This window comes from uncultured Pseudosulfitobacter sp., assembly GCF_963976325.1.
In the GTDB taxonomy this organism is placed as follows: Bacteria; Pseudomonadota; Alphaproteobacteria; order Rhodobacterales; family Rhodobacteraceae; genus Pseudosulfitobacter.
Genome location: NZ_CAXBJW010000002.1, coordinates 303,964 through 317,489, shown reverse-complemented (window position 1 = coordinate 317,489; position 13,526 = coordinate 303,964). Strand labels below are relative to the sequence as shown.

13 protein-coding genes and 2 tRNA genes are annotated in these 13,526 nt (G+C 62.2%); 4 read left to right on the top strand and 11 right to left on the bottom strand.

Annotation, left to right across the window (positions count from 1 at the left end; genetic code table 11):
• Positions 1-849 carry a cytochrome c1 gene (locus tag AAC077_RS08745; RefSeq protein WP_339768580.1) on the top strand — a complete coding sequence of 283 codons (849 nt, stop codon included), beginning with the start codon at positions 1-3 and terminating at the stop codon, positions 847-849.
• Positions 850-980: 131 nt separating this feature from the next.
• On the opposite strand, the gene mtaB is transcribed toward AAC077_RS08745, so the two are convergent.
• Both mtaB and dapF read right to left on the bottom strand, forming a co-directional pair.
• Positions 981-2,228 carry a tRNA (N(6)-L-threonylcarbamoyladenosine(37)-C(2))-methylthiotransferase MtaB gene (mtaB, locus tag AAC077_RS08740; RefSeq protein ID WP_339768578.1) on the bottom strand — a complete coding sequence of 416 codons (1,248 nt, stop codon included), beginning with the start codon at positions 2,226-2,228 and terminating at the stop codon, positions 981-983.
• Positions 2,225-3,067, bottom strand: coding sequence for a diaminopimelate epimerase (dapF, locus tag AAC077_RS08735; RefSeq protein ID WP_339768576.1), 843 nt, complete (start codon positions 3,065-3,067; stop codon positions 2,225-2,227). The genes mtaB and dapF overlap by 4 nt, the downstream gene beginning before the upstream one ends.
• A 97-nt stretch (positions 3,068-3,164) precedes the next feature.
• Between dapF and AAC077_RS08730 the strand changes: the two genes are divergently transcribed.
• Together AAC077_RS08730 and AAC077_RS08725 are read left to right on the top strand one after the other, a co-directional pair.
• Positions 3,165-3,240: transfer RNA gene (locus tag AAC077_RS08730), tRNA-Lys, on the top strand.
• Between the two features lie 140 nt (positions 3,241-3,380).
• On the top strand, positions 3,381-4,175 hold the full coding sequence (locus tag AAC077_RS08725) for a thioesterase family protein (protein ID WP_339768574.1): 795 nt from the start codon (positions 3,381-3,383) through the stop codon (positions 4,173-4,175).
• Positions 4,176-4,178: 3 nt separating this feature from the next.
• On the opposite strand, the gene AAC077_RS08720 is transcribed toward AAC077_RS08725, so the two are convergent.
• From AAC077_RS08720 to AAC077_RS08700, 5 genes are all read right to left on the bottom strand, one after another.
• Positions 4,179-4,946, bottom strand: a complete 768-nt coding sequence (locus tag AAC077_RS08720) for a 5-oxoprolinase subunit PxpA (RefSeq protein WP_339768573.1) — start codon at positions 4,944-4,946, stop codon at positions 4,179-4,181.
• Positions 4,947-4,958: 12 nt separating this feature from the next.
• A complete protein-coding gene (locus AAC077_RS08715; protein WP_339768571.1) occupies positions 4,959-5,978 on the bottom strand; it encodes an urea amidolyase in 1,020 nt (339 codons plus the stop codon).
• Positions 5,975-6,715, bottom strand: a complete 741-nt coding sequence (locus AAC077_RS08710; protein WP_339768569.1) for a carboxyltransferase domain-containing protein — start codon at positions 6,713-6,715, stop codon at positions 5,975-5,977. Before AAC077_RS08710 ends, AAC077_RS08715 begins: the two co-directional genes overlap by 4 nt.
• A gap of 211 nt (positions 6,716-6,926) precedes the next feature.
• Complete coding sequence (locus AAC077_RS08705) at positions 6,927-8,141, bottom strand: crosslink repair DNA glycosylase YcaQ family protein (RefSeq protein ID WP_339768567.1); 1,215 nt, start codon at positions 8,139-8,141, stop codon at positions 6,927-6,929.
• Positions 8,138-9,169, bottom strand: a complete 1,032-nt coding sequence (locus AAC077_RS08700; RefSeq protein ID WP_339768565.1) for a LacI family DNA-binding transcriptional regulator — start codon at positions 9,167-9,169, stop codon at positions 8,138-8,140. The genes AAC077_RS08705 and AAC077_RS08700 overlap by 4 nt, the downstream gene beginning before the upstream one ends.
• A 114-nt stretch (positions 9,170-9,283) precedes the next feature.
• Here AAC077_RS08700 and AAC077_RS08695 point away from each other — a divergent pair.
• A tRNA-Arg gene (locus tag AAC077_RS08695) sits at positions 9,284-9,360 on the top strand.
• A gap of 114 nt (positions 9,361-9,474) precedes the next feature.
• On the opposite strand, the gene AAC077_RS08690 is transcribed toward AAC077_RS08695, so the two are convergent.
• The 4 genes from AAC077_RS08690 to AAC077_RS08675 are packed head-to-tail and all read right to left on the bottom strand — an operon-like array spanning position 9,475 to position 13,432.
• A complete protein-coding gene (locus AAC077_RS08690) occupies positions 9,475-10,212 on the bottom strand; it encodes a peptidase (RefSeq protein WP_339768563.1) in 738 nt (245 codons plus the stop codon).
• 34 nt (positions 10,213-10,246) lie between these two features.
• Positions 10,247-11,044, bottom strand: coding sequence for a transglutaminase family protein (locus AAC077_RS08685; RefSeq protein ID WP_339768561.1), 798 nt, complete (start codon positions 11,042-11,044; stop codon positions 10,247-10,249).
• A 20-nt stretch (positions 11,045-11,064) separates the two neighbouring features.
• Positions 11,065-12,006, bottom strand: coding sequence for an alpha-E domain-containing protein (locus tag AAC077_RS08680; RefSeq protein ID WP_339768559.1), 942 nt, complete (start codon positions 12,004-12,006; stop codon positions 11,065-11,067).
• A 1-nt stretch (position 12,007) separates the two neighbouring features.
• Positions 12,008-13,432: a circularly permuted type 2 ATP-grasp protein gene (locus tag AAC077_RS08675; RefSeq protein WP_339768557.1), complete on the bottom strand. Its 1,425-nt coding sequence runs from the start codon at positions 13,430-13,432 to the stop codon at positions 12,008-12,010.
• Between the last annotated feature and the right edge of the window lie 94 nt (positions 13,433-13,526).

Sequence of the window (13,526 nt, the reverse complement as noted above, 5' to 3'; positions counted from 1 at the left end):
ATGTTCAAGAATATCGCACTTGGCGCTGCTGTGGCCTTTGGTCTGGCAGGAGGCGCTTATGCCGCTGGCGGCGGAGGGCACGTCGAGAACTTCGATTTCCCGTTCGACGGTCCGTTTGGCACCTACGACACCAACCAGCTACAGCGCGGCCTTCAGATCTACACCGAGGTTTGCTCGGCCTGTCACGGTCTGAAGTTCGTGCCGCTGCGCACCCTTGCGGATGAGGGCGGGCCTCATCTGCCCGAAGATCAGATGCGCGCCTATTCCGAACAGTTCGAGGTTTTTGATCCCGAACTGGACGACATGCGCCCTGGCAAGCCGGTGGATCACTTCCCCCATTCGGCGCTGGAGAACGCGCCCGACCTGAGCCTGATGGCCAAGGCGCGTGCGGGTTTTCACGGTCCCTATAACCTGGGGATCAACCAGTTGATGAACGGCATCGGTGGCCCTGAATATATAGCCACCCTGCTGATCAGCTACGAAGACGCGCCCAGCTGCGCCCCTGCGGATTTCCCCGGACACTATAATACCGCATTTACGGCGGGTGGTTACCCGGAACAGTGCAAGGACGAGGACGGGCACCACATGTACCCCGGTAGCTGGATCGCCATGACCCAACCGCTGAGCGGCGAGGATGTCGAGTTTGCCGATGGCCACTCGAACGAACTGCACCACGAAGCGCAGGACGTTGCGGCGTTCCTGATGTGGACCGCTGAACCCAAGCTGTCGCAGCGCAAACAGGCTGGCTTTGTCGGCGTTGTGTTCCTGACGCTGTTGTCGGTTCTGCTGTACCTGACCAACAAGCGCATCTGGGCGCCGGTCAAGAAAAAGTACAAGCGCAAGGATTAATCCCGACGCCTTGGACGACATGACAAACCCCCGCGCTGGCAACAGGGCGGGGGTTTTTCGTTGTCTGGTGGGCTGGGGCTGGACTCATTCCGGCGCTGTATATTTGGCGCCAATGAGTCCAGAGTGCGGTATCAGGCCAGCAGGTGACCGTCTGAATGACCTGTGATCGTGGCCGGCACGATGCTGCCTTCGGTCTGGGGCGCGTCAAAATGCACTTCGGTGAATTGCGCCGTGCGGCCCATATGCGGGCTTTCCATGAGGATCTGGTGGGTACGGCCCACCTGTGCGCTCAAGTGGCGCTGAACCTGCGCTGCGCCCGCCGCACGCAGCCGTGCGGCGCGTTCCTTGATCGCGCGGCCGTTCACTTGCGGCATGCGCGCCGCAGGGGTGCCAGGACGGGGCGAATAGGGAAAGACGTGCAGCCACGTCAGGTCGCATTCTTCGACCAGCGCCAGCGCGTTTTCAAAATGCGCTTCCGTCTCGGTCGGGAAGCCTGCGATGATGTCGGCCCCGAACGTCATATCGGGCCGCAGCGCGCGCGCCTCTTGGGCAAACCGGATGGCGTCACCGCGCAGGTGCCGCCGCTTCATCCGTTTCAGGATCAGGTCGTCGCCGTGTTGCAGCGACAGATGCAGGTGCGGCATCAACCGCTGTTCCGTGGCAATCGCCTGCATCAGTGCCTCGTCCACCTCGATCGAATCGATCGAGCTGATTCGCAGGCGGGGCAGGTCGGGGACCAGCTTGAGAATACGCATCACCAGATCGCCCAGACGCGGCGCGGCAGGCAGGTCGGCGCCCCAGGACGTCAGATCGACGCCGGTCAGCACCACCTCGTTATAGCCACGGTCCACCAGTCGCTTGATCTGGTCCACCACGACACCGGCAGGGACCGACCGCGAATTGCCGCGACCGTAGGGAATGATGCAGAAGGTACAGCGGTGGTCACAGCCGTTCTGGACCTGCACATAGGCGCGGCTACGGGTGCCAAAGCCGTCGATCAGGTGGCCGGCGGTTTCGGTCACCGACATGATGTCATCAACCTGCACAGGCTCGGTGCCAAAGTTGCCTGCTAGGCCCGACCATGTGTTCGCCTGCATCTTTTCGGTGTTGCCGATCACCGCGTCGACTTCGGCCATGTTGGCAAAGGTGTCGGGTTCGGTCTGGGCCGCACAGCCGGTCACGATCAGCCGGGCGTTCGGGTTGGCCTTGCGCAGCTTGCGGATGTCCTGACGGGCCTTGCGCACCGCCTCGGCGGTGACGGCGCAGGTGTTGACCACCACGGCGTCTTGCAGCCCTGCACCCTCGGCCAGTTCCTTCATCGCCTCAAGCTCGTAAGCGTTCAGGCGGCAGCCGTGATTCGAGAATATCGGGGCGCTCATGTCAGGCTGTCCAGAAACGCCTGCGTCAGTTCGCCCGAAAAGACATGCATCGTGGCGCCGGTCATCCAGACGCCATCGTCGCGCCATTCCACACGCAACTGCCCGCCGTCCAGATCAATGACCACGTCGCGCCCCGTCAGGCCACGCCGCGCGGCGGCAACAGCGGTGGCGCAGGAAGACGAGCCAGAGGCCAGCGTCAGCCCCACGCCACGTTCCCACACGCGCATACGAATGCGGTCGGGGCCGGTGATCTGCGCGACCTGCACGTTGGTGCGCTGCGGGTACAGGGGGTGGTGTTCAATGCGGGGCCCAAGCGCGGACAGGTCGACAGCCTCGGCATCCTCTACGAAAAACGTGCAATGCGGATTGCCCATGCCGGTAGCCGTGGGCGCGCCGTCAATCGGCAGCTCCAGCGTGTCCATCTCATGCGCCAGCGGAATTTCATCCCAGTTCAGTTGTGGATGGCCCATGTTGACCGAGGTGATTCCCCGACCCATGTCCTTTGCCGCCAGATCACCGCGATCCGTGGTCAGATGCAGCGTCTTGGCCCCGGATTCGTCCATCAGATAGCGCGCGATGCAGCGGGTCGCATTGCCGCAGGCGGCCGACAGCGATCCGTCCGAATTGTAAAAGGTCAGGTGCGCGTCACCGGCCCCGTTGCCGATCACGGCCAACTGGTCGAATCCCACGCCACGGTGCCTGTCACCCAAGGCTTGCGCCAGTGCAGGCGTGATCGCCACGTCATGTGCGCGTGCATCCACAACGACAAAGTCGTTGCCCAGCCCGTGCATCTTCATGAAGGGCAAATTTGTCCAAGAATCCTGTGTCATTTCGCGCATATAACCCCGCGCCTGAAATGAATCCAGTACTCGGCAAATAAAGTTGCTGAATAGGGCTTGACCCCCCCGCCAAGTCTTTCTAGTTAGGCCGCCTAGTGGGCCGTTAGCTCAGTTGGTAGAGCAACTGACTTTTAATCAGTAGGTCGTTGGTTCGAACCCAACACGGCTCACCACTAGATCAAAAGGCCCGGTCGATAAGACCGGGCTTTTTTGCTTTCTGGATCAGTGTGTTTCGTGACGTGAGGTGCTGCTTTTGTCGGTGCTGCGGCTGGTGCATCCTGCACGGCGACAGTCACCAACAGAAAGCCGCCCGATGGATCAGACAGACGCCCCGACGCTTGGTGCATTGATTGCAGGGATGCGCAGCGGTCCAGATGGCCATATTGGCCACATTCCCGAAACGTGGATGCAGGGGCGCACGGCCTTTGGCGGCATCACCGCCGCGCTGGCGCTTGAGGCGGCGCGCCAGACCTTGCCCGACCTTCCACGGCTGCGGGCGGCGCAGCTTACCTATCTGCGTCCGATCACGGAGCAGGTGCGATTCGACGTGACCTTGGTGCGCGCCGGCCGGACCAGCAGCTTTGTCAAAGTCGACTGCTACAGCGAGGGTGCCTTGGGCGTTGTCGCCATGTTCACCTTTGGCGGCGCGCGTGACAGCAAGCACACCCATGATTTTCACCCGGTTCCGGTTATCCCGGCGCGTGCGGACAGCGTTGCAATGACGCGGGGGCGGGCGACAGGGTTCTGGAACAACTTTGACATGCTGCTGGCGCAGGGCGACGGATTGATCTCGGGCTCGGACCAGCCTGAGTTTACCATCTGGACCCGATTAAAGGACGCCACAGGTGTGGCACCCGACGTGGCGCTGATGTGTCTGGGCGACAGCCTGCCCCCTGCGGCCATGGTCGGCTTTGACGCCCCTGCGCCGATCAGCACGATCACATGGGCGATGGATTTCGCCCGCGTGCCCGATGCGGTCGACTGGGTGTCGGTCAAGGCCACCAGCCTGCAAGCGGCGGACGGCTATTCAGTGCAGCAGATGGAAATGCGCGACGACGCGGGCCAGTTGCTGGGCAATGCGCAGCAACTGGTTGCGTTGTTCGACTGACGTTCAGGCAGTGCGCCCGGCAAACTGGGTGACGGTGATCTTGGCGTCTTCCAGCGCGCTGCGCACTTCGGCAGCGATTTGCACCGCCGTGGGCGTGTCGCCGTGCAGGCAGATCGTGTCGATGGGGGTTTCGATGTGTTTGCCCGAATCGGTGATGATCGCCTGCGCCTTGACCATATCCACCATGCGCTGCCCCGCGACCTTGGGGTCGTGGATCACCGCACCGGGGATCGACCGGTCAACCAGCGTCGCGTCGTCGTTATAGGCGCGGTCGGCGAAAATCTCGCAGGCGAACTTGCAGCCCAGACTGCGCACCGCGCGTTCCTGAGCGGTCGCGGCCAGCACCATCACAATCAGGTTTTCATCCACCGAAAGCGCCGCTTCGTAACAGGCGCGGGCCATGTCTTCGTCTTCGGATGTCATGTTGCCCAGGGCGCCGTGCAGCTTCACATGGCGCACTTTCGCGCCCAGTGCGGCGGCCATACCCAGCGACGCGCCAACCTGACAGCGGATCGAGTTTTGCAGCGATCCGGTGGGCATCTGGATACGCCGGCGGCCAAAGCCCTGAAGGTCGGGCAGACCGGGGTGCGACCCGATACCAACGCCGTTTTGCAACGCGATGCCCATGGTGGTGGCCATCACGTCGGGGTCACCCGCATGCGCCCCGCAGGCGATGTTGGCCGATGTCACGGTGGTCAGCAGGCTGGCGTCGTCGCCCATTTTCCAAGGGCCAAAGCTTTCGCCCATATCGGCGTTCAGATCCACTTGCATGGCGGTGTTCCTTTATTCAAACGGGTCGGCTTGCGCCGAGATGGCCCCGCTGACCAGTTGGTAGGACAGCAGGTCGGATATGTCGTTGATGTCGCGCACCAGCGGTTGCGCCTTGGCGGCCAGACCGGCGCGGGCCTTGGCGTCTTGCTGCTGGATGGCGACGGCTTCGTCCAGCGTAATGAACTGGAACGTGATCTGTCCGCCGGCAGGGGTCTGCGCCATACGGGGCAGGTCGGCGGGGATGACGGTGCCGATGCGGGGATAGCCGCCAGTGGTCTGGCTTTCGCACATCAGCACAAAGGGGGTGCCGTCGCCGGTGATCTGAATGTCGCCCTGCACGATGACCTCGGACACGATGGTGCGCATCCCCTGGGCGGCAAAGCCGTCGCCGTCGTGTTCCATACGGATGCCCTGACGGTTGGCACGCGGGTCGCGTTTGAATGCGGTGGCTTCGAACCGGGCGCGTTCTTCGGGGGGGAAATGGTTGGTCTGCACCGATGGCACGATGCGCACGGTGCCACCGTCGAACCGCTTGTCGCGGGGCAGGAAAAAGCCGGTGCGCGTGCCGGTATCAGGCAAGGCGGGCAGCGTGTCGCCCTTGGCGATCAGTTTGCCCAGACCGGCGGACATATGGCCACCACGTGCGCCCATGCGCACCGGTGCGTTAAACCCGCCGCCGATGTGCAGATAGCCATAGCTGCCTGATCGCGCCGCCCCAATGGTCAGCCGTTGGCCGGCCTGCATCTGATGCGCTGCGTTCCATGCGGCGCTGGCGTCGTCAATACGGGCGGTCATATCGGCACCCGTCAGGGCAATGCGCAGGGGGGCCGTGGCCTCGAACACACCGCCGACGCTGGCGATTTCCAGAACCGCGCAGTCGGGGGATTGCTTCAGCAAGGCAGCCCCTTCGTGCACCGCCAGCGTGTCGATCGCACCGCCCCGGGTCAGCCCCGTGGCAATATAGCCGGGGCGGCCCAGATCCTGATAGGCGGCGGCAGGACCGATCTGGATGACGTTCAGGGCGGCGGTCATGGCAAGGCCTCCCATGTGGCACCGCCCGCGCCGTCGGCGTTGTTGGCGGCGATGGTCTTGTAATCGGCGGGGGTCGTGGCGTGAAACAGCAGCTCGTCCCCCGGCGACAGCGGGAACGGCGTGTCGGACGTGGGCCGGAAGGTGTGGAACGCGGTTTGCCCCACATGACGCCAGCCGGTCGGCGTGTCGTTGGAAAACAGGCACAACTGGCGCACGGCGGCGACCAGCGCACCGCGCGGGATGTTGGGGCTGAGCGTGCCCAGTCGCGGGATGTTCCAATGTTCGCCCAGCGTGCCCAGATAGGGCTGACCGGGGGCGAACCCGATGGTGATCACGCGCATACGGGTGCTGGTCAGCTCGGCGATGGCGTCCTCGGGCGACAGGCCGGCCGCTTCGGCGGCCTCGTCCAGTTGCGGGGCCAGATCGCCGCCGAACACCGCCGGAATATGCCACAGCTTGCGCCCCTCGGGCAGGGGGGCCGCGAACCAGTCGCGGGTGGCCAGCAGGTCGGTCAACTGCTCGGTGATCCCTGCTGCGGAATGCTGGGCCAGGTCAGTGCGAAAAAAGGCCGAGATCAGCGAGGTGGCGCTTTCCTGCACCCAGTCCCAGCCTTGGGCATCGACAGCCGCGCGAAAGGCCAGGGCGGCGCGGTTGGCGGTGTCATCCAGTGCCTCGGCAAAGGTGACGAGGACGCCTGACAGGCCGACCGTGTGAATCGTTGGATAGGTATTGGACATGCTCGGACACTACCTTTTCTTCCGGCGGGTGCAATCGTTGTCGTGGCGTGGGGGCCAGCCCCCCGGCCTGCGGCCGTCCCCCGGAGTTTATCTAAGCACTTCTCGAAATACCTGAGACATATCTTATCACCTAACGCGTTGAAATCTATGATTTCAGACAGCGTTAGGGGGTTCTTGTTTTTTTCGAAAGTGCTATTGGCAAGATGAAGGGTCAAAGCGGTGTGCGCAGCCAGTCGGGGGCAAAGTCGATCTCGCTGACGCCGGCGAGGTTCAGGATGCGGGTCAGTTCCGCCATTAGGGCCCCTGTGCGGCCCTTGCCCCAGCGGATGCCGCGTTCGGGCCACAGCGCGTGGACTTTCAGCGTGTCTTCGGCGCGAAAGGCCTTCATGTCGATGCGCCCCACCAGCCGGTCGCCTTCCATAATCGGGAAGACGTAGTAGCCATATATGCGCTTTGGCTCGGGCACAAAGACCTCGATCCGGTAGTAAAAGCCGAACAGTTGCTCGGCGCGTTTGCGGTCGCGCAGGGCGGGATCAAACGGGCTGAGGATGCGCAGGCGTGGACTGGGCGGGGACTGTATCGCCGGATCGTCCAGCAGGTCGGGACGGGCATAGGCGGCGCGCAGGCTGCCGTCGGCGTTCTGGATGTCGACGGGGATGATGGTGCCGCGGGCCAGTGCCTGATTGACCCAGACCTGCGCTTCGGCGGGGCGGATGTGGCCCCAGAACGCAGCCAGTTCACTGTGCGAGGCAAATCCAAGGCGGTCCAGCGCCTGAGTACAGCACCAGTCGATGGTTTGCCCGGTGTCCGGCGCGTTCGCAGGATCGGCCAGCGCCGTGTCGATCACCCGTTCGGTCAGGTCATAGCGTTTCTGGAACCCGCTGCGTCCGGTGACAGCCAGCGCGCCAGACCGCCACAGGTATTCCAGCGCGGTCTTGGACGGGTGCCAGTCCCACCAGCCGCCCGAGCCTTTCTTTTCGTCGGTGCCGACATCAGAGGACGAACAGGCGCCGTGGTCGCGGATGTGGTCCAAAACCGTCTGGTACTGCGCCTCGAACCCGGCGCGGCGGTCTTTGCTCCACGCCTTTTTCAGCCTTTCGGCATCGCGGGTGCGGCGCATGTGCCAGTGGGGGTAGAATTCCATCGGGATCACGGCAGCGTCGTGCGTCCAGTGTTCGAACAGGGCGCGGTCGCGGGTGTAGAGCCTTTCCAGCGCCTTGGGTCGATAGCGGGGGCGTCGGGCAAACAGGATCAGATCATGTGCACGGGCAACCGTGTTGATACTGTCAAGTTGCACAAATCCCAGACGAAAGATCAGCGTTTTCAGCGCGTCGCCATGCCCGGCGCCCTGAGGCGGTTCAAGCAGGGCGTGTCGGTCAAGAAAAACCCGACGCGCGCCGGTGTTGTCCAGAACGGGCCGCGTCACACGCGGCGGCGGCGCAACGTATCGCCAAGGCTGATCTTGGGCGTCAGCGTGATCTTTTGCGGCTCGGTCGATGCGCCTTCCTGGCCGTGGTCGCGGATGATCTCGGCCGCGGCGCGACCAATCTCAAGACGGCAGGCGTCCATCGTTGCCAATTGACGGGGCAGACCTTGCAACAGCTCAACGCCGTTGAAGCCCGCCAACCCGATCTGTCCGGGCACGTCGATGCCCTGATCCAAAAGGTACAACAGCCCGCCCGCGCCGATCATGTCGTTGGAATAATACAGGAAATCAAGGTCGGGGCTGCGGTCCAGCATCGCCTTGGTCATCTCGCGCCCCTTTGCCAGGGCCGAACCGCCCGAGTAAAATTCGCGGTCCTCAATCTCGACACCCGCCTTGGCAAGATGTTCGGTAAACCCTTCGAACCGTTTGCGTGCGCGGTGGTCCAGCGGCATCTTGGTGCCCATGAATCCGATGTGCTGATACCCTTGTTTCAGGATCGCACGCGCCATTTCCGCACCGGCGCGGCGGTGGGAAATGCCCACCATCGAATCAACGCAGCGCCCGTCGGTGTCCATGATCTCGACCACCGGAATGCCTGCGTTGGTCATCATGGCGCGCGCCGCGTCGGTGTGTTCCAGCCCTGCGATGATCACGCCCGACGGACGCCACGACAGCATCTCGTACAGCACCCGCTCTTCCTTTTCGGGCAGGTAGTCGGTGACACCTACGACCGCTTGCAATGGCGTGTCGTCAAGGATCTGGTTGATGCCGGTCAGCACCTCGGGGAACACCATGTTGCCCAGCGAAGGGATGATCACGGCCACCAGATTGACCCGCTTCGACGCCAGCGACCCGGCGATCTGGTTGGGCACGTAGCCCAGTGTCGTGGCGGCTTCGAGCACCTTTTTACGCGTGGCATCGGACACATCGCCGCGATTGCGCAGCACGCGACTGACGGTCATTTCGGACACCCCCGACGCTTCGGAAACGTCACGCAGGGTGAGGGGGCGTTGGGGGCGGTCGGTCACAAAAGCCATCCTGTTGTTATTATAGGATCAGTAAGCCTCAGCCGCACAAAAGGTGCAAGGCTGTGCTGTCGTTTGGTGACAAAGCAAACCAGAGGCGCTATGCGTCGGCGCGGCGGCCCCGTGGCTCAACTGGATAGAGCAGCCCCCTCCTAAGGGGCAGGTTGCAGGTTCGAATCCTGCCGGGGTCACCAGATGTGTTCACAAGCTGAATGCCAATCTGCGTCCAAGCTATCGCGGAACAAAGGATGGGGCAGGCCGGAGTCTTGTACAAAATCCCCGGGCATTCGTACAACTCAGGCCCCGGTTCAGTCCTTCAGCGTGTAGCTGGGCAATTGCAGGAACGCGTCTTTCAACGCATCACCCCAACCGTTCGAGATGGCCTGATAGACGCTGTCAGTGGCGTCGATGCGGGTCAGGCGCATGGGGTTCAGGCTGTCGCGGTCGTAGATCATCAGATCGAAGGGCAGTCCGACGCTGAGGTTCGATTTGACCGTCGAGTCGAAGGACACCAGCAGCAGTTTCACCGCGTCCTCAAAGCTCATCTCGCGGTCGTAGGTCCGCACCAGAATGGGCTTGCCGTATTTCGTTTCGCCAATCTGGAAAAACGGCGTGTCGTCGGTGATCTCGATAAAGTTGCCTTCGGGGTAGATCAGGAAGATCGTCGGTTTGCCGGTGCCGATCTGGCCGCCCAGAATGACCGAAGCGCGGAACTGGTCCGCTGCGCCCTGTCCGTTGGGGGACGAGTTTACGATCACTTCGTTCAGGGTTTCACCGACCAGACGGGCGACCTGGAACATGGTCGACTGGCGCAGGATCGACGGGTCGCGTTCTTCGGCGGTTTTGGACCGTTCTTCCAGCAGGCTGATCATTGCCTGCGTGGTGGCAAGGTTGCCCGCGGTCATCAGGACGATGGACCGTTCCCCCGGCACTTCAAAGCTGAACATTTTGCGGGTGACGGCAAAGTTGTCCACGCCGGCACTTGTGCGCGTGTCGGCCATAAAGACCAAGCCTTTATCAAGCCGCATCCCAACGCAGTAAGTCATTTTGCAAAATCCAAAGAAGGTTTGATGACAGTGATTACTGCTGGACTTGCAAAGACACAATCATCGATTCGTCCGCAGACCCCATTCGCATCCCTTCGATGGGAGATGCTTCTTTTGCGTCACGGCCCACGGCGAGGCGGATATAGCGTTCGTCTGGCGAAATGCCGTTCGATACGTCGAAACCAACCCAGCCCAACGTGTCCAGATGCACCTCGGCCCAGGCGTGGCTGGCATCCTGATCGACCTGATCGTCCATCATCAGATAGCCCGAGACATAGCGCGCAGGCAGGCCCGCCAGACGGGCGGCCGCGATGAAGATTTGCGCGTGGTCCTGACACACGCCCTTGCCGCCGGCCAGCGCCTGTTCGGCGGTGGTGGTGGCGTCGGTGTGGCCGGATTCGTATGGCACGGCTTTCAGGATCGCCTCGGACAGCGCGTGCAGGCCGGTCAGCAGATCGTCGTGTTTGTCCAGCGTGCGGGCAAATGCGCGGATCTTGGGGCCGGCTTCGGTTGTTGGGGTGGGCATCCGCAGCAGGTACAGCGGGACGCGCCCGTAAACCTTGCCAAAGACGCCGTGGGTATTTTCGGTGTTGATGGTGCCACGGGCGGTGATCTCGACCGCATCACCCTCGGGCGTGATCGACACCAGGTCGGTCTGGTTGCCGTGGTGGTCGGTGTACGAACACTCGATCTTGCCGCCGGTGACGGTCAGGGTCCAGTCGGTGACCGATTGCATATGCGACGCGATCGGCCGCAGCCGGATCTTTTGCAGGCCGTAAATGACAGGTGCGTCATAGGCATAGCGGGTCGTGTGCGTGACATGCAGTTGCAACTGGGGTGTCCTGTCTGTGTTTAATAGTTGAAACGATAGTCTTTTTCGATCTGCGCGCCCAGTGCACCGACATCCGAAATGATCGTGCCCAGAACGTCGTGCAGGCCTTCTTCGATGATCGAATGAATGTCGCGGCCCTTTAGTCGTGCGGCCAGTCGGTCGGCCATGTCATGTGACGGGCGGCGGTCGCTGTATTCTTCGGACAGGTAGTCAAGGTTTTCGACAATCTGTCCTGCGCAGAAGGCCAGTGATCGCGGCATACGCCGGTCCAGCACAAGGAAGTTCGCGATGTTGGTGGCGGTATAGTCGTCTTCCACGGCCCAACGGTACGAGCGGTGCGCCGAAACCGACCGCAACAGCGTTTCCCACTGCACGTTGTCCATGCGGCTGCCCACCAGCGACGGCGACGGGAGCAACGTGTAATATTTTACGTCGATGATCCGCGCGGTGCTGTCCATGCGTTCGATAAAGGTGCCCAGACGGCAGAAATCATAGATGTCGTTGCGCAGCATGGTGCCGTGCAGCGCACCACGCACCAGCGCCGATTGCTGGCGGATGATCGACAGCACCTCGGGCAGGTCGGTGTCTGGCACCGGGTTTTTCAGCAGTTCGGTGATCAGCATCCATGTTTCGTTGACCGCCGACCACACTTCGGTGGTCAGCGCGGTGCGCACCATCCGTGCGTTGTCGCGGGCCTGTTTGACCACGGACAGAACCGACGACGGGTTGTCGGTGTCGCGCAGCAGATAGTCGATCACGTTGGTGCTGTTGAATTCGGTGTGTTTGGCGGTAAACCCCTGTTGGGCCGCCGAGGTCACAATGACCGATTTCCATTCGGTTGCGGTGTTTGTCGAGCGTGTCAGGGCGATGCGAAATCCGGCCTCGATCAAACGGGCGTTGTTTTCCGCCCGTTCCAGACCCCGGAACATCCAGTACAGACCGCCTGCGGTTTTTCCCAGCATATCAGTCTTCCAATACCCATGTGTCTTTGGTGCCGCCGCCCTGGCTTGAGTTCACCACGAGCGACCCTTCTTTCAATGCGACCCGCGTCAGCCCGCCCGGTGTGATGTTCACACCCTCGGGCGAGACCAGCGCAAAGGGGCGCAGGTCGACGTGGCGCGGGGCCAGTCCGGCGTCGGTAAAGATCGGAACGGTGGACAGCGACAGCGTTGGTTGGGCGATATAGTTGGACGGGCGCGCTTTGAGCTTGGCGGCGAAATCCTCAAGCTCTTGTTTGCTGGCGGCGGGGCCGACCAACATGCCGTAGCCGCCCGAACCGTGCACTTCCTTGACCACCAGGTCGGCCAGGTTATCAAGCACGTATTTCAACGAGTCCGCCTCGGAACAGCGGTAGGTTTCGACGTTTTTCAGGATCGCCCGTTCGCCGGTGTAGAATTCGACGATCTCGGGCATGTAGCTGTAGATCGCCTTGTCGTCGGCGACGCCGGTGCCCGGTGCGTTGGCGATGGTGATGTTGCCCGCGCGGTAGACATCCATGATCCCCGGAACGCCCAGCAACGAGTCGGGATTGAAGGTCAGCGGATCAAGATATTCGTCGTCTATCCGGCGATAGATCACGTCGATGACCTTGTGCCCTTGGGTCGTGCGCATGGCGATCTTGCCATCGACGATTCGCAAATCGTGGCCTTCGACCAGCTCGACGCCCATCTGGTCGGCCAGAAAGGAATGTTCGTAATAGGCCGAGTTGTGGATGCCCGGTGTCAGCACCGCCACGGTGGGGCGGCCTTCGCAACTGGAGGGCGCACAGGCTGCCAGCGACCGGCGCAGGTTCTTGGGGTAATCGCTGACCGGCTGCACCTTGATCTGGCTGAACAGCTCGGGGAACATCTGCAACATCGTTTCGCGGTTTTCCAGCATATAGCTGACACCGGACGGCGTGCGCGCGTTGTCTTCGAGAACGTAAAACTCGCCCTCGCCGGTGCAGACGATGTCGGTGCCGACGATGTGGGTGTAAACATCGCCCGGCGGGGTGAATCCGATCATTTGCGGCAGAAAAGCGTCGTTGTTCTGGATCAGCTCGACCGGAACGACACCCGCGCGCAGGATTTCCTGACGGTTGTAGATGTCATGAAGGAAGGCGTTGACCGCACGCACCCGCTGGTCGATTCCGCGGCTGAGTTTGGTCCACTCCGCCGAGGTCAGGATGCGCGGCACCAGGTCGAAGGGGATCAACCGTTCTTCGGCGTCGGACTGTCCGTAGACGTTGAACGTGATGCCCGTGCGGCGGAAAAAGGCCTCGGCTTCTTGGGCTTTGCGGGACAGTCGCGCGGTGTCTTGCCGCGAGAACCATGCGTTATAATCGACATAGGGCGTGCGGACGCTGTCCTGCCCCATCATCTCGCTGAAATGCTGGCTTTGTGATGTCATGGCCCAAGACTACAGCTTTGCGGTCAATGCGCAACTGGCCCATTGTTTCGACCCCTCTAAGTCCTCTGAATTGCTTAATTTTAAGGCACTTCCA